Source organism: Paraclostridium tenue (assembly GCF_039521565.1).
In the GTDB taxonomy this organism is placed as follows: Bacteria; Bacillota; Clostridia; order Peptostreptococcales; family Peptostreptococcaceae; genus Paraclostridium; species Paraclostridium tenue.
Genome location: NZ_BAAACP010000003.1, coordinates 21,446 through 41,715, shown reverse-complemented (window position 1 = coordinate 41,715; position 20,270 = coordinate 21,446). Strand labels below are relative to the sequence as shown.

General features: G+C 27.2%; 23 protein-coding genes and 1 other RNA gene. 7 read left to right on the top strand and 17 right to left on the bottom strand.

All coding sequences use genetic code 11. From position 1 onward, the window contains the following. The first annotated feature begins 46 nt into the window (after positions 1-46). Together ABFX13_RS03545 and ABFX13_RS03540 are read left to right on the top strand one after the other, a co-directional pair. On the top strand, positions 47-1,369 hold the full coding sequence (locus ABFX13_RS03545) for an oligosaccharide flippase family protein (protein WP_346042589.1): 1,323 nt from the start codon (positions 47-49) through the stop codon (positions 1,367-1,369). A 13-nt stretch (positions 1,370-1,382) separates the two neighbouring features. Next, positions 1,383-1,976, top strand: a complete 594-nt coding sequence (locus ABFX13_RS03540; protein ID WP_346042586.1) for a hypothetical protein — start codon at positions 1,383-1,385, stop codon at positions 1,974-1,976. A 73-nt stretch (positions 1,977-2,049) separates the two neighbouring features. Here the strand turns inward: ABFX13_RS03540 and ABFX13_RS03535 are convergent, their stop codons facing one another. Beyond that, positions 2,050-3,216, bottom strand: a complete 1,167-nt coding sequence (locus tag ABFX13_RS03535; RefSeq protein ID WP_346042584.1) for an exosporium morphogenetic protein CdeC — start codon at positions 3,214-3,216, stop codon at positions 2,050-2,052. 184 nt (positions 3,217-3,400) lie between these two features. On the opposite strand from ABFX13_RS03535, the gene ABFX13_RS03530 reads away from it, so the two are divergent. Further along, complete coding sequence (locus tag ABFX13_RS03530) at positions 3,401-4,417, top strand: hypothetical protein (protein WP_346042582.1); 1,017 nt, start codon at positions 3,401-3,403, stop codon at positions 4,415-4,417. A gap of 28 nt (positions 4,418-4,445) precedes the next feature. Here ABFX13_RS03530 and ssrS read toward each other — a convergent pair. Both ssrS and ABFX13_RS03520 read right to left on the bottom strand, forming a co-directional pair. Next, positions 4,446-4,632, bottom strand: a non-coding RNA gene (gene ssrS / locus ABFX13_RS03525) — 6S RNA. A gap of 85 nt (positions 4,633-4,717) precedes the next feature. Then, entirely contained in the window at positions 4,718-5,629 is a 912-nt protein-coding gene (locus ABFX13_RS03520) for a hypothetical protein (protein ID WP_346042580.1), read from the bottom strand. Between the two features lie 204 nt (positions 5,630-5,833). Between ABFX13_RS03520 and ABFX13_RS03515 the strand changes: the two genes are divergently transcribed. After that, positions 5,834-6,283, top strand: coding sequence for a hypothetical protein (locus tag ABFX13_RS03515; RefSeq protein WP_346042578.1), 450 nt, complete (start codon positions 5,834-5,836; stop codon positions 6,281-6,283). A 37-nt stretch (positions 6,284-6,320) separates the two neighbouring features. On the opposite strand, the gene ABFX13_RS03510 is transcribed toward ABFX13_RS03515, so the two are convergent. The 12 genes from ABFX13_RS03510 to ABFX13_RS03455 all read right to left on the bottom strand — a co-directional run bounded on the left by ABFX13_RS03510 (position 6,321) and on the right by ABFX13_RS03455 (position 16,419). Continuing rightward, positions 6,321-6,974: a cyclodeaminase/cyclohydrolase family protein gene (locus ABFX13_RS03510; protein WP_346042575.1), complete on the bottom strand. Its 654-nt coding sequence runs from the start codon at positions 6,972-6,974 to the stop codon at positions 6,321-6,323. 66 nt (positions 6,975-7,040) lie between these two features. Next, positions 7,041-8,330 (bottom strand): imidazolonepropionase, encoded by a 1,290-nt coding sequence (gene hutI, locus ABFX13_RS03505; protein ID WP_346042573.1) that lies wholly within the window; start codon positions 8,328-8,330, stop codon positions 7,041-7,043. A gap of 4 nt (positions 8,331-8,334) precedes the next feature. Continuing rightward, positions 8,335-9,228, bottom strand: coding sequence for a glutamate formimidoyltransferase (ftcD, locus tag ABFX13_RS03500; RefSeq protein ID WP_346042571.1), 894 nt, complete (start codon positions 9,226-9,228; stop codon positions 8,335-8,337). Positions 9,229-9,304: 76 nt separating this feature from the next. Next, positions 9,305-11,350, bottom strand: coding sequence for a urocanate hydratase (hutU, locus tag ABFX13_RS03495; RefSeq protein ID WP_346042567.1), 2,046 nt, complete (start codon positions 11,348-11,350; stop codon positions 9,305-9,307). A gap of 25 nt (positions 11,351-11,375) precedes the next feature. Next, the gene (gene hutH, locus ABFX13_RS03490) at positions 11,376-12,941 is read right to left on the bottom strand and encodes a histidine ammonia-lyase (protein ID WP_346042564.1); all 1,566 of its coding nucleotides are present in this window, start codon (positions 12,939-12,941) and stop codon (positions 11,376-11,378) included. Between the two features lie 228 nt (positions 12,942-13,169). Next, positions 13,170-14,183 carry a LacI family DNA-binding transcriptional regulator gene (locus tag ABFX13_RS03485; RefSeq protein WP_346042561.1) on the bottom strand — a complete coding sequence of 338 codons (1,014 nt, stop codon included), beginning with the start codon at positions 14,181-14,183 and terminating at the stop codon, positions 13,170-13,172. A gap of 171 nt (positions 14,184-14,354) precedes the next feature. Beyond that, a complete protein-coding gene (locus tag ABFX13_RS03480) occupies positions 14,355-14,555 on the bottom strand; it encodes a hypothetical protein (RefSeq protein WP_346042559.1) in 201 nt (66 codons plus the stop codon). A gap of 140 nt (positions 14,556-14,695) precedes the next feature. Then, positions 14,696-14,869, bottom strand: a complete 174-nt coding sequence (locus ABFX13_RS03475; RefSeq protein WP_346042557.1) for a hypothetical protein — start codon at positions 14,867-14,869, stop codon at positions 14,696-14,698. Between the two features lie 47 nt (positions 14,870-14,916). After that, entirely contained in the window at positions 14,917-15,093 is a 177-nt protein-coding gene (locus ABFX13_RS03470) for a hypothetical protein (RefSeq protein WP_147546126.1), read from the bottom strand. Positions 15,094-15,308: 215 nt separating this feature from the next. Then, complete coding sequence (locus ABFX13_RS03465) at positions 15,309-15,518, bottom strand: hypothetical protein (protein ID WP_147546124.1); 210 nt, start codon at positions 15,516-15,518, stop codon at positions 15,309-15,311. 217 nt (positions 15,519-15,735) lie between these two features. Continuing rightward, positions 15,736-15,942: a hypothetical protein gene (locus ABFX13_RS03460; RefSeq protein ID WP_147546122.1), complete on the bottom strand. Its 207-nt coding sequence runs from the start codon at positions 15,940-15,942 to the stop codon at positions 15,736-15,738. Between the two features lie 45 nt (positions 15,943-15,987). Then, complete coding sequence (locus ABFX13_RS03455; RefSeq protein ID WP_346042553.1) at positions 15,988-16,419, bottom strand: hypothetical protein; 432 nt, start codon at positions 16,417-16,419, stop codon at positions 15,988-15,990. Positions 16,420-16,564: 145 nt separating this feature from the next. Between ABFX13_RS03455 and acpP the strand changes: the two genes are divergently transcribed. After that, positions 16,565-16,792 carry an acyl carrier protein gene (gene acpP, locus ABFX13_RS03450; protein WP_147546118.1) on the top strand — a complete coding sequence of 76 codons (228 nt, stop codon included), beginning with the start codon at positions 16,565-16,567 and terminating at the stop codon, positions 16,790-16,792. Positions 16,793-16,821: 29 nt separating this feature from the next. On the opposite strand, the gene ABFX13_RS03445 is transcribed toward acpP, so the two are convergent. Next, positions 16,822-17,826 carry a nucleoid-associated protein gene (locus tag ABFX13_RS03445; protein WP_346042551.1) on the bottom strand — a complete coding sequence of 335 codons (1,005 nt, stop codon included), beginning with the start codon at positions 17,824-17,826 and terminating at the stop codon, positions 16,822-16,824. A gap of 10 nt (positions 17,827-17,836) precedes the next feature. Further along, a complete protein-coding gene (locus tag ABFX13_RS03440; RefSeq protein WP_346042548.1) occupies positions 17,837-18,739 on the bottom strand; it encodes an RluA family pseudouridine synthase in 903 nt (300 codons plus the stop codon). Positions 18,740-18,889: 150 nt separating this feature from the next. On the opposite strand from ABFX13_RS03440, the gene ABFX13_RS03435 reads away from it, so the two are divergent. Together ABFX13_RS03435 and yfcE are read left to right on the top strand one after the other, a co-directional pair. Beyond that, positions 18,890-19,690 (top strand): NAD(+)/NADH kinase, encoded by an 801-nt coding sequence (locus ABFX13_RS03435; RefSeq protein WP_346042546.1) that lies wholly within the window; start codon positions 18,890-18,892, stop codon positions 19,688-19,690. Between the two features lie 17 nt (positions 19,691-19,707). Next, on the top strand, positions 19,708-20,265 hold the full coding sequence (gene yfcE, locus ABFX13_RS03430) for a phosphodiesterase (RefSeq protein ID WP_346042545.1): 558 nt from the start codon (positions 19,708-19,710) through the stop codon (positions 20,263-20,265). The last annotated feature ends 5 nt before the right edge of the window (positions 20,266-20,270 follow it).

Genomic DNA, 20,270 nt, shown 5'->3' with positions numbered 1-20,270 from the left:
TTTTATACTTAAAGTTGAATATAACTTAAGATAGGAGGTGGTTTAGTTGAAAATTCCTAATCTTGTGTATTCAACTTTAATACTCTTTTTATCTAATTTTATAGTTAGAGTAATAGGTTTTTTATATAAGATATTTTTATCAAATAACTTATCTGAAGTCCACCTGGGAATATACCATTTAGTATTTAATTTTTTAATGATTTGTATAGCTCTTACTACAACTGGAATACCTACAGCCCTTAGTTGTTTAGTAGCTAGAAAAAAAGCTTTTAATGATAAACATAGTACAAATGCACTTTTTATATCTACAATTTATATATCCTTTTTTATAGCAGCTTTAATCTCAATATTTGTAGGCTTTAAATCTAGCTATTTATCATCAAAACTCTTATATAGTAATAAACTTTCTATATTTATGTTAGCTATATGTCCATCAATTATTGCTATAACTTTGTCTAATGTAGTAAGGGGATATTATTACGGTATAAAAAAAGTAAATATACCTGCAATATCCCAAATTTTAGAACAAATTTCAAAGATTGTATTTGTTTACCTTATTGCAAGAAATTTTAATAACCCTACATTAATATGTTTATCAGCTATAATTGGTATATCTATAGGAGAATGTATTAGCTTAATATTTATGACCTTTAACTTGGCTAAAAAACCTTATATAGAAAATAAATACACAATAGATATAAAAGAATTTATATTAGCATCTTATAATACTATAAAAATGTCAATACCTATTACCTGTAATCGAATGTCTAGTATAATTCTTAATTCTATTGGTTCTATGATAATACCATCTAGGTTAGCTTTATCAGGAATTAGTTATACTAATGCATTAGGTATATATGGTGTTATATCTGGTATGGTTTTTCCATTTGTATACCTTCCATTTATGCTTGTTTCTGCTCTTGTTGTAAATATAATACCAAGCATATCTTTGGAAGTTACGAAAAAAAATACATATGCTATTAAAAGTAAAGTTTACTTTTCATTAATACTTACACTTGCTATGGGTATTTTATGTTCAACTTTATTTTATTTCTTTGGAGAAGAAATTTGTAAAATCATTTTTAATAATAAGCCTGCAGGTACTTATCTAAAACTTATGTGTTTAGTTCCATTGTTTTTAAGTCTAAATCACATACTTTCTGGAATTTTACATTCTATAGGTAAAGAGTATATTGCCAGTGTTATAGGTATTTCATCCATGCTAATACAAACCTTATGTCTTTATTTTATATTACCTATACCAAATTTAGGTATATCAGGTTATATAATAATTTTAACTTTAATTCCTATATTATCATGTATTTTAAATTATTTTGTTTTATATAAATACTTAAAATCATTAAAATAAGGTGGTTAATGATATGATTGTTTTAAATACAACTACTAATTCTTCTGTATATATTTTTAGTAAGAATAATTGTTTATTTATTAAAGACTCTTTTGGGGAAATAAAAAAAGTTTCTAATAGTATTTATTTACATTCATCAATTATAGATAATTCAGATATCATTCATATGTGTTACATAGATTTAAAAGGATTTTTAAATTATTGTACTTATGAAAAAAACAATTTAACTTTAATATTAACATTTAAATTAAATAGTTATGTTAAAAAGATAAATAAATTATCAATGTATATTGTAAATAACTCATTAAATATTTTTTTTGCTAGATATATAAGTCATAATTTGTATAATATACATCACATAAATTATGACTTAGTTACTTATAAATTTTTAGAATATCAATTTGAAGATGTACGAAAAATTGATAACTCAATATATACAATTAATATTTCAAATAATCATATTATATGTTCATATAGTAATTTAATAAAATCCAATAATTTAAAATCTATGGCATTTGATATTGTAAATAAATGTTGGATGAATTTTTCTAATATAAAATCTAGTAATATTTTATTTGATTATTGTAATAGTATAAGATATGAATAATTATAAAAAGGGCATTGACAAAACCAATGCCCTTTTTATAATTTTTTATATTAGTGTAAATAACCTATTAGTTTTATCTTCTATCATTGTCACAGCTTCCTGTGAATTGTGAGAAGTCACAAACGCTTCCAAATGTGTCTACTAGTCTAGGTTGTATTCTTGTAGGTCCACCTAAAACTACTATTTGTTCTTTTATCAATACACTAACTATATTTTGTAGACAAAGTACTAAGTCTATTCCATTAGGTATGTCTAACTCGTAACATGGTTTATTGTTTATCATTTCTTGAGTTATTATACCTTTACCTATACAATCAACAGTAAGTTGAGTTTGGAAATCCTGTCTTAAAGTAAATGATCTTCCATCAGCTGGAACTACTAAATCACTTGATAAAGTATTAAAATAGAAAACTACACAATTTGAGTCACACTTGCTATATGGTGTAGCTATAGCTGTGAATTCAGAACATCCAAATCTACCTGTTAATTCTATTTCTAAGTCATGTACAATTACATTTAATCCTTTTTCTTTGTACATTACATTTTGACCTAGACATTGATCATTGCAACATCTGTTTAATTGACCACAAACATTGTACTCAAAAACAGATTTGCATTTTTCTCTTTTATCATCAACTTCATCAATTTCTAATTGCTCTAGTGATGTAGTTCCTGGATTTATAGTTATACTAGAATAATTTATACAAACTTTTTCTATAGTTACATTAGTTTGTACAGAACATGGTAGAGGTCCACATAAATTTCCTAATTCATATCTGAAATTTAAATCATCACCATTTAGCATTTTTCCATCTGTGAATACTCTAAACATTATAGTATCAAATATTCTATCAGTTTCTATTGGATATAATTTTGCTTGTGATGTTGAAAATTTAGGTGGTATTAAAGGATGACTACACTCTTCTTGACAAGGGTTTGGGAAGCAATTTTCTGTACAATCATCATCTTGGCAATTACAACAATCTGTATTGCATCCACAATTGTGATGATTATGATGATGATTATGATTGTGATCATTGCAATTGCAGTTATGATCGTCTCTATCATCGCATTGTACATATGGATGACATTGTGGCTTACATCCGTTTGATTTACATCCTCTGTTTAAATCTTCATCTAATTCATTTGCTTCTATATAACTTCTACTATCTTCAGTGTTTTGAGTAGGTTGTATTACTCTTTTGTTAACTATTTTTTTAGATCTCATTAAATCCTTCATTTAGTTTTGTCCTCCCCTTTGATTGTCTTCTTAAAAAATGTAGGCTCTTGATTATGCCTAATTAATAATATGCATATGTTTTATTAATTGTTACTTAATTGGTATTTTATTAATTTTTTCTTAATAGAATAAATATTTTTTTAATTAATATACATTTATAAAATAAATTTTTAAGGAGGTAGTTATGGGATTTTTTAACGAATGTGCTTATATATTAAGAAAATCTAACAAGGATATGGTTGTTATTAAACCTGAAAATGGATTGATTTATAATTATTTTAAAAACAGTGAATCATGTACTATGTCTGAAAATATAACTCATTTAAATATAGACTTTTCTAATTATTATTTTGATATAGATTCTAATGATAATATATATGGTATTTTTACTGACAATGATATAAATATTTTAAAGCTTAACAAAGATAGTAATAAGTTTTCATTTTTACATAAAATACATTACGATTATAAAAACTTTAATATAAATTTTCCTTATATAAAATATATAGATGGTACTATCCATATTCTATACTACTTAACTAATAAAGAACTTCCTACAACTATATTATTTCACCATTATAATGATGGCTGTAAATGGATTGAAAATAAATTAGATTTTATAAATCTTCCTATATTGGATAATTTTATAGTTTCTTTTAATAATAATGTTCCTACTGTATTTTATTTTAAAGAACAAAATGAGTTTCCTCAAATTTACTCATCTACATTTAATGTAGGTAATTTAAACTGGAGTTCTCCTATACAAATTACTAATTCTAATAAAAATAAAATCTATTTATCAATATTAAAAGATCAATTAAATTTTTATCATATATCCTATTGTGAAAATCATGAAAATAAATATTGTATAAAATATATAAATGGATATTTAAACAATGATTGCTTTGAAGAGATTTTAAATAAATATATAACTACTCCATCTATATACTTATTTCCATCCATAGTTAAGTATGACTGTAATATATTTATATCATATGTTCATGATAATAGACTTTATACTTGTTCTTCTAAAGATTTAGGAGCTACTTGGAGTGATTGTATAGAAGATGATTATAGCATTAATGAGAAGTTCATCAGAGCACAATTTAAATCGAATTATTCTAATGATTTAAATTACAAATCTAGTTGTTTATTCATAACTAAAAATCCATTTGGTATATTAGGAAATTTTAATAAATAAAAAAAGTATTGTGAAATCACAATACTTTTTTTATCCCAAAACACCGATGGCCCCTTAAATTCAGACCCGAGAATCTCCCAGGTGGGTGTACTACTAACAGTTTTTAACTTCCCCCATAATTATGAAGGGGCGTGTTATACACTGTTAGACTCATACTCCCGTTCAAACTTTGTCGGTTGAATTTAAAAAAGCACTGTCGCATGCCTCAGGATTTCATATACTTATTATATAATAAATCTAAAAATTTTAAAAGTAGTTTTATATAGCAATATAAGCTATTTTTTGATATTTTTCCATTTTTTATTTGTCTATTCTTACATAATCATCATCCATGTAGTCATCTATATCATCAACTTCTTCTTCATAATCTTCATATTCATAATTGTTTTCATCTTCAAATTCTTCATATGTATTGTTATATACAGTATTGTAAGTAGTTTTATCATTTTTTTCATTTTTACTTTCCCTATTGTCAGTTCTTAAAAGACTACCTAAAAGTTTTAAATTGCTTAAACTACCCAAATTATTAATACTAGCTAATGAACTTAAACTAAATCCAGAACCATTTTCTTCTCCTATATCATCAGGTAAAAATAATTCTGCAAATAATTCTATTTTCTTTTTCATATCCATAGCTTTTTCTACTGATTCTCTTTTTCTTTCTGGAAAGACTTCTAGTATTTCTTTTATCATCATATTTTTTTTATCATCTTCTTCCATACTTCTAAAAAAATCTGATTCATCATCGTCATCTATCAAATCAACACTACTAAGTTTTTTTATACCTTTAACCAAATCCAATACACTTTCTATCTTAACAAGAACCTTCTTTTCATCTCTATCCATATACTTTTTGGTCCTTGTTATTATCTCTAATCCACGATCTAAATCATCATCACTTAATTCTAGCATTTTCATACCTTTATCTAAATCATTAATATTAAAACTAGATGACTCATCTATATATTCTGATACATCAATTATCTCTTCTTCATCTTCGTTATTATAATTTAGTTCTTCATCTTCTATTTTCTTAGGTCGTAATTTATTTTTTAATTTTATTTTTTTACTTTTATTTGATGTCTTCGATCTCATACTCCCATATTCTGTATTTATATCCACACTACTAGATTTATTTTTATTATTATCTAGTAGTGATATATTGCCATTACTTAAAGCTATCATTCCCAATATAAATAGTAAATTGTTCACTCCCAGTCACCCCTTACTATATACTACTCCTAATATATAAACTATGTTTTATTTACTATTATTGTTACTTTTTTTATATGTCTGCATATATATTATTTATAAGTATTTTTTATTTTTCATATTATTAATCATAATTTATCTAATACTTCTATATATAAATAATATGAAAGTAATTAAATATATATTATTGAAAGAGGTGCTTTTATGAAAAAAATAGATAAGGAAGCTATGGAAAAATTCGCAAAGGAAAAAAATATAGATAAAAATAAAATTGAAGAAATAGCAGACAGTTATAAGGATAAGTCAGAAGATGAACTTATGGATGAATTAGTTAAAATAGGTAAAACACTTCAAGGTAAAGAAGAGGTAGTTGAAAAATTCAAGGCCTTTTTAGATGAAAATCAAAGAAAAAAAGTAGATACTATAATGAATAAAATAGCTAATGCTGAAGCTCAAGAAAAAGTAAATAGCAAAAAATCTAAAAAATCTAAATCTGATCACTCTAAAAAAGAAATATCTAATAAAAAATCAAATAAATCTGAATCTCATAAAACGCCAAAATCAACTAATCATGATAAATCAAATGAAAGTTCTAAACAAAGTAAGAAAGTTAAAAAGGTTGTAAAAAAAGTTAAAAAGCATACAGACCAATAAAAGCATAAAAAATGTAACCTATAATAGGTTACATTTTTTATGCTTTTATTGGCTCTAATTTACTATGTATATCCCCAATTATCTCATCTTTAATATAACATGCTCTTTTTATTAAATCATTACACTTAATAGTATAATTATTAATCATTTCTTCGTCTTCTAAACCTAATAAATTAACCTTTACATTGAGTACAGCTCCTTCAATACCACTGTATATAAGTAAAGTTCCTACACCTATATCTGTTATAGCATTTTGATTTCCATATTTAACGATATAATTTAATAATTCTAATGCCTCCATAGAAACTGATGCTGTTTTAAATGGAACTTCTATAGAAAATTCTTGTGCACATTTAATTGCTGTTTTTCTTTGTTGTATTTCTTCATTAGTATCTTTTGGCATCCTTATAGCCTTCATATATTCTTCAAATGATTCTGTATCTTTATCTACTAATATCATTAATTCTTGTCTTATATCTCCTAGTTTATTAAATCTATCTGTAAACTCTAATCTTACAGACTCATCTAGGCTTTCATATTTTTTCTTTCCAAAGCTTAAGTTTGCCATCATCCTAGCTAAGCTAATGCCTATATTTGAAGCTAATGCTGAAACTGATCCACCTCCTGGAGCTGGTGAATTCGAGTCTACTTCTTTCGAAAAATCTTCTATAGTCATTTCAACTAATTTCATATACTATCCCCCTTAATTTATGTATATTTGTTAATTATATAAACTACTAAATTAAGTATATATAATTTAATTCAATATACATTCACACTTTTTATCGTATATTGTATGTTTATCATCAACAACTAACTCTCCACATTTATATACACGATAAGTATGATTTATTCCAAAGTGATACATTAAATATTCTACATTAGGTGAATCAAATATTACTAAATCTGCATCTTTTCCTATATCAATTGATCCTATACAATCTTGTCTATCTATTGCACATGCAGCGTTAATAGTAACAGCACTTAATACTTCATTTGGTGTCATTTTTAATCCTAAACAACCTAATTGCATTACAAATTGTAAGTTTTCACTTGGACAACTACCTGGATTATAATCACTTGATAATGAAACTGCTAAATTTGTATCTATCATCTTTCTAACATTAGCATATTCTTTATTTAAATTAAAAGATGTAGCTGGAAGTATATTGGCTACTACATTTTTTTGTGACATTAATCTTATCCCTTCATCACTAGCAGCCATTAGATGATCTGCCGATACACATTCAACTTCAGCCGAAAGCTCTGCTCCACCTAGTGATACAATTTCATCTGCATGTATCTTTAATTTATATCCTAATTCTTTAGCTTTTTTAAATATCTTTCTAGTCTGATTTATATTAAATACTGAATCTTCGCAAAATACATCACAAAATTCAGCTAACTCAAGTTCTTTAACTTTAGGCATCATATCGTTTATAATTATATCAACAAATTTGTCTGGGTCTTCTTTATATTCTAAAGGGATAGCATGAGCTCCTAAGAAAGTATGTATTAAGCTTATAGGGTGATCTTTTCCCAATTTATTAGCAACCTTTAATTGTTTTACTTCTGTATCTAATTCTAATCCGTATCCACTTTTAGATTCTACTGTAGTTACTCCAAATTCCAACATCCTATCTAAACTTTTTCTAGCTTTATCATAAAGTTGCTCAAAACTTGCACTTTTTGTTGCTTTTACTGTGCTTAATATTCCTCCTCCACTTTTTAATATATCTAAGTAAGGAACACCTGTAATTTTTTTAGCAAATTCATTTTCACGACTTCCACCATGAACTAAATGCGTATGAGCATCAATAAGCCCAGGTGTAACTAATTTACCTTTGGCATCATCTATTATTGTATGTGCATCTATTAAGTGATTATAATCATTTCCAATTCCTATTTCATAAAACTTTCCATCTTTCACTGCAACATATGCATTTTCTATTATTTCTATATCATCCATAGCTTTACCTATGAAAGGCGATTTGCCTCTCATAGTAGCTAGTTTTCCTATATTTTTTATAATTAAATCAACACTCATAAATCTACTCCATTAAACTAGTCTCTAAAACTTTATCTAGAGAGAAATTTTCAAGACCTAAATAATAAGAAGCACAGTCAACTAAAGCTTCCATAGGACATAGTCCAACTATTTCACTTCCCATAACATTAACCCCATATCTTCTTGCTTCCATCTTTACAGCTTCAAAAGCTCTATACATAGCAGTCTTTGTATAGTCTGTCAAATTCATTGTAACTTGAGTTATCCCTCTTTCTGGAATTTCTACTGGTCCTGCTTTTATAAATCTATATCCACCACTAGACTGTCTTATAGTTTTGGCTATATTAGATGCTATTTCTATGTTTGGGGTATCTAAATTTATATTGTATGCTATTAAAGGCTTTCTTGCTCCTATTGCTATTGCTCCTGCTGTAGGGTGTTTTTTAGCTAATCCAAAGTCTGGAGCCCAATTAGGATCTTCAAATTTAGCATCTAACCCTTCATACTCTCCTTTTCTTACTTTAGCTAAGTTTTCTCTTTCTGGTTTTGATGCTGCACTTTCATATAAAAATACTGGTATATCATATAATTTAGATACTTCTTCTCCTATTTCTTTAGCTAATTCTACAGCTTCATCCATAGTCATATCCTTTATAGGTATAAATGGACACACATCTGTTGCTCCAAATCTTGAGTGTTGTCCTTTGTGTGTGTTCATATCTATAACCTCTTTAGCTACTCCTATAGCTTCTAAAACTGCATTTTTTACAGCTTTAGGTTCTCCTATTACAGTAACTACAACCCTATTATAATCTTTGTCAGCTTCATAATTTAAAAGTTTAACTCCTTCTTTTCCTCTTAAAGGTGCAACTATCTTTTCTATTTTATCTAAATCTCTACCTTCACTAAAATTAGGTACACATTGTACTATAGCCATATTAATAATCCCCCTATAATCATATTAATACTTATTTTTAGTGGCTAACTAAATATATAGTTAACCATTATTTACTTTAGTTATTAGCTTCTATAACTTGATTTATTAAGTCTTCATCAACTATATATGGTAGTGTTATATGGTCTTGACCTTGACACATTTTGTTGTATTCCATAACAGTTGTTATAGAATTTTCATTTCTTGCCCAAGCACGTCTTGCTACTCCTCCCATAACATCCCATGGCATAGCAGTTCTTAATATTTCATCTACCCTGTGAGAACCATCTAATACCATTCCAAAGCCACCATTTATAGATTTACCTATCCCAACTCCTCCTCCATTGTGAAGAGCTATTAAACTCATACCTCTAGCTGCATTTCCAGCAAAACAATGAGTTGCCATATCAGCCATTATATTACTTCCATCTTTTATATTAGAAGTTTCTCTAAATGGAGAATCTGTTCCAGATACATCATGATGGTCCCTACCTAACATTACAGGTCCTATTTCTCCACGTCTTACCATTTCATTAAATTTAAGAGCTATTTTTGTTCTTCCCATAGCATCTTGATAAAGGATTCTTGCTTGTGTTCCAACTACTAAACCATTTTTCTCTGCATCTTTTATCCATATCCAGTTATCTCTATCTTGATATCTTCTATCAGGATCTATACAATCCATAGCTGCCTTATCAGTTTTTATTAAATCTTCTTTTTTTCCACTTAAGCAAACCCATCTAAATGGACCATATCCATAATCAAATAATTGTGGTCCTAATATATCTTCAACGTATGAAGGGAATATAAATCCATCCTTTTCATCTACTCCATTTTTAGATATTTCTATACACCCAGCATCATAGACAGCTTTCATAAAGCTATTTCCATAGTCGAAGAAATAACTTCCCTTACTAGTTAAATCTTTAATAGCTTTAAAGTGAGCTTTTAAAGTTTCATCAACTAATTTCACAAATTTTTCTTTATCATTAGCTAAAAGTTCAGTTCTTTCTTTAAAACTTATTCCTTGAGGACAATAACCTCCATCATAAACTGCATGACAAGAGGTTTGATCTGAAAGCAAATCTACATGTATGTTATTTTTTATTGCATATTGAAGCAAGTCTACTATATTACCATGATAAGCTATTGCACATGGCTCCTTCTTATCCATGTATTCCTTAGCTATATTAAAGGCTTCTTCACAAGTACTAGTAACTTTACTTACCCACCCTTGTGTATATCTAGTTTCTATTCTTGAATAATCAACTTCAGCTATTATTCCTACTCCACCTGCTATTTCTACAGCTTTTCCTTGTGCTCCACTCATACCTCCTAGCCCTGAAGTTATAAAAAGTTTTCCAGATAAGTTTTCTTCTTCAGGTATACCTAGTATTAATCTTCCAGCATTTAGTAATGTTGAATAAGTTCCATGAACGATACCTTGAGGTCCTATATACATCCATCCTCCAGCAGTCATTTGTCCATAATTAGATACACCTATTGCTGATGCTCTTTTCCACTCTTCTTGATTATCAAATAAACCTACCATTAATCCATTAGTTATTATTACTCTTGGAGCTTCTGGCTTAGATTTAAATAATCCTACAGGATGACCTGATTGTATTACTAAAGTTTGATCTTGATTCATTTCTTCTAAATATTTTTTTACTAGCACATATTGCATCCAATTTTGAAAAATTTGACCTGTTTCTCCATATGTAACAAGTTCATATGGATATAATGCTATATCAAAATCTAAATTATTATCTATCATAACTTGAAATGCTTTAGCTTCTGTGCATTTTCCTTTATATTCATCTATTGATTTCCCTTTTAATTTTCCTTCTGGTCTAAATCTATAACCATATATTCTTCCAGTACTCATAAGTTCATTTAAAAACTCAGGAGCTAATTTTTCATGATATTCTTCTGGTATATATCTTAAAGCATTTTTTAAAGCTAATTTTACATCCGATTCTGATAATTTAGCTTCTCTTTTTGGTGCTCTTCTTATACCCTCCATAAATTTTGGTATTTCATTTGGTATATAATCTAGCTTAATAGTCATTGCATCTTCAATACTTTCATTTGAAACATTCATAACTTTTTCTAAAGTAGCCATATAATTTATCCCCCTTATATTTCTTTTAACCTTCAATTAAAGCAATTTCTTCATTTAATAAAAGTTCAGATTGTAAAGCTTTTTCTACAGCTTCTACAATTAAATTTTCCTTTATCATTTGAGCGCATTTATTTATTTCTTTATACATAACTATATCTTTTTCTATGAAATTAATATGACTTCTAACTAAATTATATGCTGCTTCAGTACCAACTCCTAATTTTTTCTTTCCTCTTAAATCTATAGCTTGTACTGCTCCTAATATTTCCATAGCTAATACATCTCTTGTATTTTCCATTATTTCTTTTGCTTTTCTAGCTGCTATTGTTCCCATAGATACATGGTCTTCTTGATTTGCTGATGATGGTATTGAATCTACACTTGCTGGATGTGCTAATACTTTATTTTCTGAAACTAACGATGCTGCACTATATTGTACTATCATAAATCCGGAGTTTACTCCTCCATTTTTAGTTAAAAATGCTGGTAGCCCATTACTTAATGATGGATTTACTAATCTTTCTAGTCGTCTTTCTGATATGTTTGCTATCTCTGATAAAGCTATTCCCAAGAAATCGAAACTAAGTGCCATAGGTTGACCATGGAAATTTCCTCCTGATATTACATCTTGTTGTTCTGGGAATATTATTGGATTGTCTGTTACTGAATTGATTTCTATGTTTATTTTATTTTTTACATACTCAATTGCATCTTTACTAGCACCATGGATTTGTGGTGAACATCTAAGAGAGTATGCATCCTGAACTCTTAAATCACCTTGTTTTGTAGTCATTTCACTTTCACTTAATATATCTAATACATTTTTAGCTGTATTAATTTGTCCTCTATGAGCTCTTACCAAGTGTACTCTTTCATCCATTGCACATGTAATTCCATTTAAAGATTCCATAGTTAATGATAAAGCTACATCTGCTAATTTTAATAAATTCATAGCATCATACGTAGTAAGAGCTCCTATGGCAGTCATTACCTGAGTTCCATTTATAAGTGCTAAGCCTTCTTTTGATGATAATTCAGGTAAAATGTCAACTCCTGCAAGATTCATAGCTTCTTTAGAAGTCATTCTTTTCCCATTATATATAGCTTCTCCCTCACCTATCATTGTAAGTACCATATGCGCTAAAGGTGCTAAATCACCAGATGCTCCTAATGATCCTTTTTCTGGGATTATCGGATGTACATCATTATTTAACATATTTACTAAAGTGTTTAAGGTTTCAACTCTAACTCCTGAATAACCTTGTGATAAATTATTTATTCTAAGTAGCATTACAGCTCTTACTATATCTTCTTCTAGTGGTTCTCCAACTCCACATGCATGGCTTATAATTAAATTTCGTTGGAGTGTATGAGTCTCTTCTTTAGATATTACTACATCTGAGAATTTACCAAATCCTGTAGTTATACCATATATGACCTTTTTATCATCAACAAATTTATCTACTAATTCCCTAGCTATTTTAACCTTATTTATTACATTATCACTTAACTCCACTTTATACCCATTTCTGGATACATTTACTACATCTTCTATAGTCAAATCTCTTCCATCTATAATTATTTTATTCATATATATGTTCCCCCCTATAAAAAATTAAATGTGTAAGTATTTAAGTATCTTCTACAAATGAAATTCATTTCCTTTGTTTTAAATGTATATTGTTAATTAATTATATATTTTTAAATTTATATATAAAATTATTCTTTTAAATTTAATTTTAATTTATCTAAAATTGTCGACTTTATAGTATGTATATAATAAAAAGCATGTTATCTAAAATAGATAACATGCTTTTTATTAGTGTCTTTCTATAACACTTTCTCTTTCTACTATTCTATATGGAAGTTCTACTTTTTTATTATCTAAAACTTCTTTATCAATCATTTTTATTACCATTCTTATTGCTACAGCTCCCATATCATATAAAGGTTGATGAACTGTTGTTAATTTAGGTCTATACATAGAAGCTATTTTAGCATCGTTAAATCCAGCTACAGATATATCTTCTGGAACTCTATATCCTGCATCACATATTGCATTAAGAGCTCCTATAGCTGCTTCATCACCTGTAACAAATACTGCATCAGGTACATTTCCTGCATCTAATACTTCTTTCATCTTATCATAACCATACTTATATGTAGTTCCTGCATTTTTTACTAAAGATTTATCTATTTCTATATTATTATCTTTCATAGCCTTTTCAAATCCTAAGTATCTTTCTGCTTCTAAAACAGTATCGTCTTCACTAGTCATTATAAATGATATCTTTCTATGACCTTTATCTATAAGATACTTTGTCATATCGTAAGTAGCATCTGTATTGCTTATACTTACAGAATAAACATCATAATTTCTAGCAGTTTTACTTACATATACTGCTGGTATTCTGCAGTTTTGTATATAGTTTAAATGCTCTTCATCCACCTTCCAAGACATCATAACTATACCTTCTACTTGTTTAGCTCTTAATAAGTTTATACTTTTTAATTCTTGTTCCTTATCTGAATATGTATTTGCTAATAATATATCATAATCATACATCTTAGCAACTTCTTCTATCCCGTTTAATAATTCACTAACAAATGAATCCGAAACTTCAGGAACTATTACTCCTATTAATTGACTTTTTTTAGTTACTAAGCTTCTTGCTAATGGATTTGGAACATATCCAGTTTCCTTTATAACATCTAATACCTTTTGCTTTACTTCATCAGTAACTGGCTTAGAATCATTTATTACTCTTGATACTGTAGATATAGAAACGCCTGCTTTCTTAGCTACATCTTTTATTGTTACATTTGTTTTCATTTAGCATTCCTCCTTATCTTCATTTTTACTATATTTAATAAAATATATTCTTTAATCTGTGCAAAAATTAATTTTATCATAATTTTAGAACGATTTAAATATATTTCGACAAAAAATAACACGTCAGTAATATACTGACGTGTTATTTTTGTATATTTTATAGTTATTTAATTAGCATCCACAACCATCATTATCATCAAAGAATCCTGCACAAGAACAAGTTATTAATAATAATATTAAGAAAGGTATCCATGCCATTATGTCAATTTCTACCCAAGTTTCTCCAAATGCTAGGAATAAGAAGAATAATACTATTATCCACCATGCTCCTCCACCAAAACATCCATCATCGCCGAAAAATCTTGTTAACATAAATTTACCTCCTATTAAATTTTCTTTTTTAAATTTAGTTAGTTTTAATATCTAACTATTTTATATATTATGAATCTATATATTTTTTGGTTACTTATTATTTTATCTTATTGGTTTATTAACTATTTTAATATCATCTATTAAAAGCATCCATCGCAGCAAAGAAGTATTAATAATAGTATTAAGAAAGGTATCCATGCGCATATATCTAATTCTTCCCAACAATCTCCAAATGCTAAAAACAAGAAGAATAATACTATGATTACCCATCCACATCCGAAGAATCCCTCTTCACCAAATAATCTATCTAACATTTCACTTTCCTCCTGATGTCAATTTGATAATATGTCTAATTTAAAATCTAGAAGAACCCTCCACAACTACATAATATTAATAAAACTATTAAGAAAGGTATCCATGCACATATGTCTAACTCTTCCCAACAGTCTCCAAATGCTAAGAATAAGAAGAATAGTACGATTATCCACCATGCTCCTCCACCAAAACATCCATCATTTCCAAATAGTCTATCTAACATTGCGTTACCTCCTGTTGATGATTAATTATTTGAGCTTTCGCTCTTAAAATATACTATGCATGTTAAATACTTTTTGATAATAGTTTTATAAATTTTTAGTAGTATTTTTAAAATTATATATTTATATTTTCTAATATTTAAATTGGATAAAAATTAAATATATAATTTTAAAAATAAAAAAAGGCTACCCTAAGGCAGTCTTTTTTTATTTTTAATTAGCAACCACAATCAAATCCGTCATCGCATCCATCAAATCCACATGAGCAGACAATAAGAAGTAGTATTAAAAATGGAATCCAGTCAGTTATACATATTTCTGACCAACACTCTTGAAATGCTAAGAATAAGAAGAATAATACTATTATCCACCATGCTCCACCGCAGAAGAATCCATCTCCACCAAATAATCTACTTAATGATCCCATATATACCCCCTAATTTTTTGGATTGCTAAATAATTTTAGTTATTTAGCTAACCCATATTTAAAAATATTTTTAGAAGTCATATCTCAAATGTATCATGCTCTTAATTTATACTATGGAATTTTAAAAAAACGGTTACTATTTATTATTATTTTTTTATAAATTTTTGATATCTTACTAAATTGGCAATAAAAAAAGCTCTATATAGAGCTTTTTTTATTAACAACACCCATCATCAAAGTTAAATAATAAAAGTATTATTAATATTATCCAAATCCATGAATTGTCATCACAAAAGAAGTTATCAAGTATATCAGTTCCTAATAATAAAAATACTATTACAGCTATTATTAATAAACTTGAACCTCCAAATGGTGAATCGCATCCACATCCAAAACTTCTTAGAAGTTTATCTAGTTTTGACATATGGTTACCCCCTTTAAATGTTGGAAAACTTATAGCTTTCCTTACTTATTCATATGCGCGGGTAGATAAATATGTTACTTCTAATAGATTCTTGTCTAATAAACTATCTAATTCTTTTTCTGATAAATCATTGTATTTTTTCACTAATTCTAGATGTTTACCTTTTTCTTTATCATTGGATATACTATTAACTAAATTTTCTATTGATTTCATCCTATAATTTTTATATTTCTTTGTAAAAAAAGATGTTTTTGTATCTTTAATATGTGATTTAATATTTAATAATCTAGATATGTACTCTTCATTATTTTTTAATACATAATCTTCTTTTGTAATAAAATCTTCTAATATCATATTACCTTCTATTACATATGAACTTATCCTTTGAATATCTAAGTTTATGATATTGTAATATGAGTTTATTAATAGCACTACTACTACGCATATAGACGATGCTAATAAACCTATATACTTCATAACCATTCCTCCTATGTTTTTGTTTATATAAATATATATGCTTGTTTTACTACAATATTCTAATTTTTATATAATTTATATTGAAAATTTCTAGTTCTTATATTAAACTACAATTAAATTATTAATTTGATTTAGGAGGTCTACTATGTTTGAAAGAATTAGGGAAATAATAGCTGAACAATTAGGCATTGATGATTTAGATACTATAACTTTAAATACATCTTTAACAGAAGATTTAGAAGCAGATTCTTTAGATGCTGTAGAAGTTATAATGGCTTTAGAAGATGAGTATGGTATTGAAATTCCTGATGAAGAAGCTGAAAATTTCAAATGTATAGGAGATATATGTTCTTTTATAGAAGATAATAAATAATAAAAAACCGAGTTATTGACTCGGCTTTTTTATTTTTCCTCATAAAATTTTACATTTTTTATAGTTATATCTATACTTCCGTCATGATTTTGCTTTACACTATATTTCATAGGATCTTCAAAATTGCTTAAATCTCCTTTTATATCAAAACCTGTATCTGTTTTTATACTTCTTTTTTTAAGCTTTTTCTCTATCCATTCTTTATCTATGCTAAATGATTCATTTAAACCTTTGTCTTCCATATGCTCTTTAAAACTTTCTTTTAAATCAACGCTATCTATAGACTTCTCAACAAATTCATCTAAATCTATTTCTTCTTTTTCTTTTAAAGTATAATTTAATACACTTCTTATATCCTCAGCTTGTTTTATATCATTAGCTAATGCATTTGTTATCCAAGTTTCTGCACTACTTTTAAATACTTTAGTTTTATACTTATCATCAACTATCTTCTCTGCATTTAAAAACTCATTTATAAACTTAGATTCTAAATGTTCCTTTTCTGCATCTTTATCTAAAAGTCTTAAATGATATTCATCATTCATTCCTGTTAATCCTACAATTGCACATTGCTTTTGTCTTTGAGTTTCTGGTATACCTATTTCATTAGGTACCATTTGTATATTGAATTTATCATCTATAAATTCTATAGAATGTGTATATAATCTTTTGTAATCTAATTTTAATATACCAACATACTTCTCATCTTTTATTGTATATAAACAAATTGCTAAATCACAAGATTCTAATTCAGCATTGATTTTCATAGTATCAAATAAATATGCTGCTATTTCTTTAGAATTTTCTAAGAATGTACTTTCATCATATATAATTTGCTCACAACAATTTTTAACTACATTATTTTCATAATCTTTGAATATACCTTTTCTTAAGTCATCATCTTTACTTACTCTTTTAATTATTTTTTGAAAAAACTTATCTACTTCTTGACTTATTTTTCCTTCAAAATCATTTAATATAGGTACTTCACTATTTTTATCTAGTACATGTACTATAAACTTATGTATTATCATGTTTACACCTCTATCTTAATTTTTCTATTAATTTTTTCATATCTTCTGGAACTTGTGCTTTAAATTTTAATTTTTCTTTAGTTCTTGGTTGCTCAAATTCTAAACTATAAGCATGTAGGGCTTGTCTATTAATTAAATTTTCATCCACATAACCATATAATTCATCACCTATTATTCCATGTCCAATATGATTCATATGAACTCTTATTTGATGAGTTCTTCCAGTTTCCAACTTAACCTCTAGAACTGTAGCATCATTTAACCTATCTATTACTTTATAATGAGTAATAGACTCTTGTCCACGCTCATCAACTATTCTTTTTATACTATCTTCAGTCTGTCTATATATAGGTGCATTTATAGTTCCAAAATCATCCTTAACTATACCTTTAACAACAGTTATATACCTCTTATATACTTTGTCTTCACTCATATCTGTAGATAATGTATGATGTGCATATGCATTTTTAGCTACTATTACAAGTCCAGATGTATTCATATCCAATCTGTTCACAAATCTAATCTTAACTTTTTCATTTTTCTTGATTATATAATCTGTTACCCCATTAGCAATGGTATTATCACTATGACTTTTAGTTGGATGTACAACCATAAATGGAGGTTTATTTACCATTATCAAATCAAAGTCATCATAAATTATATCTAAGTTTAAATCTTCAGGTGTGAAATTAGCCATATCTTCTTCTATTTTCACTTCTATTAAATCACCTTTTTCTATGTTGGTACTAGGCTTTTTAAATTTTCCATTTACTAATACAGTTTGCTCTCTTTTCATTTTTGATAAAGACCTAACTGAAAAATTTAATTTATCTAATAATATTTCTTTTAGTGTTGAGTTTTCATCACTTGTGTAAGATATAATATTATATTTTTGTTCTTCTTTTTTGAACAAATTTACACCTACTTTCATTTATAATAACATTATATATTTTATACTATTTTTACATAATAGATAAGACTTTTTATTTATATGATACATTTTTACTAGAGTATCAATTACTTTTTAAATTATGTTATAATACAAGTGTAAAGAGGTGGGGATATGAAAAGAACTATAACTATAAATTCAAATTCATTGGATATATCTTTAAAAACTAGAGAAATACTAACTGATAAACTTATTAAGGCTGGTTTTTATGTAACCTATGATTTTGATATTAATTCAGAACTTATAATCTCTATTGGAGGCGATGGTTCTTTCCTAAAAACTGTTCATGACTTTAATTATCCTGAAATTCCTATTTTAGGCATAAATACTGGACACTTAGGATTTTTTACTGATGTTTACCCTGACTTTATTGACAAATTTATTGATGATTATATAAATAATAATTTTATATTGCAAGATATTTCCCTTATACAAGCTACAGTTTGTACAAAAGGAAGTTGTATAGATATGTATGCAGTTAATGATGTTGTGATAAAGGGTGATAAATCCAGGACTATTCACCTAGAGTTAAGTGTTAATAATAAAGATATTCAAAACTTTAGTGGAGATGGCTTATTAATCTCTACACCAACTGGCTCTACAGCATATAATTATGCTGCTGGTGGTAGCATAGTAGATCCTAGTCTAAAACTAATGCAATTAACTCCTCTACACCCTATAAATACTAATGCATATAGATGCTTTACCTCAAGTATTATATTCCCTCATGATGCTGTAATAGGCATTTTACCTGAATATAGGTTTGAAAATGCATTATTAGTGGTAGTTGATGGTGTTGAACACAGACTTGAGAGTATAACAAATATTTCAATTACAACATCTGATGTTAATATAAAATTAGTCAGGCTAGTAAATTATGAATTTTGGAGTAGAGTTGCAGATAAATTTTTATAATATTAGGAGGTATTCTTATGAAAATAGGCGTTATGAGTGATACTCATGGTAGTTTAGTGTATTTTGAAAAAGCTTTAGAAGTTTTATCAGATTGCGATATTTTACTTCATGCTGGTGATGTTTTATATCATGGTCCTAGAAATGATTTACCTGAAGGTTATAACCCTAAGAAAGTGATATCTAAAATAAATGAATTAGATAATATACTTATAGCTAGAGGAAACTGTGATGCTGATGTTGATCAAATGGTTATAAGTCATCCTATACAAAGCCCATATGTTTTAAGTCAGTTTGGAGAAACAAGAATTTTAATAAATCATGGATATGTAGACTCTAAGGAAGAAACTATCAAAAAGGCAAAATCTATGGGTGCTGATATATTAATACTTGGACATACTCATGTAAAAGAATTGTATGTTGATGAAAATTTAATTGTTATAAACCCAGGAAGTACATCTATTCCTAAAGATGGATCTCATTCAGTTGCAACTATAGATATAATTCAAACTCATGACGAATTAGATTTAGATATAAACTTAATAGATATAAATACTAAAGAAGTTATAAATTTATAATAATT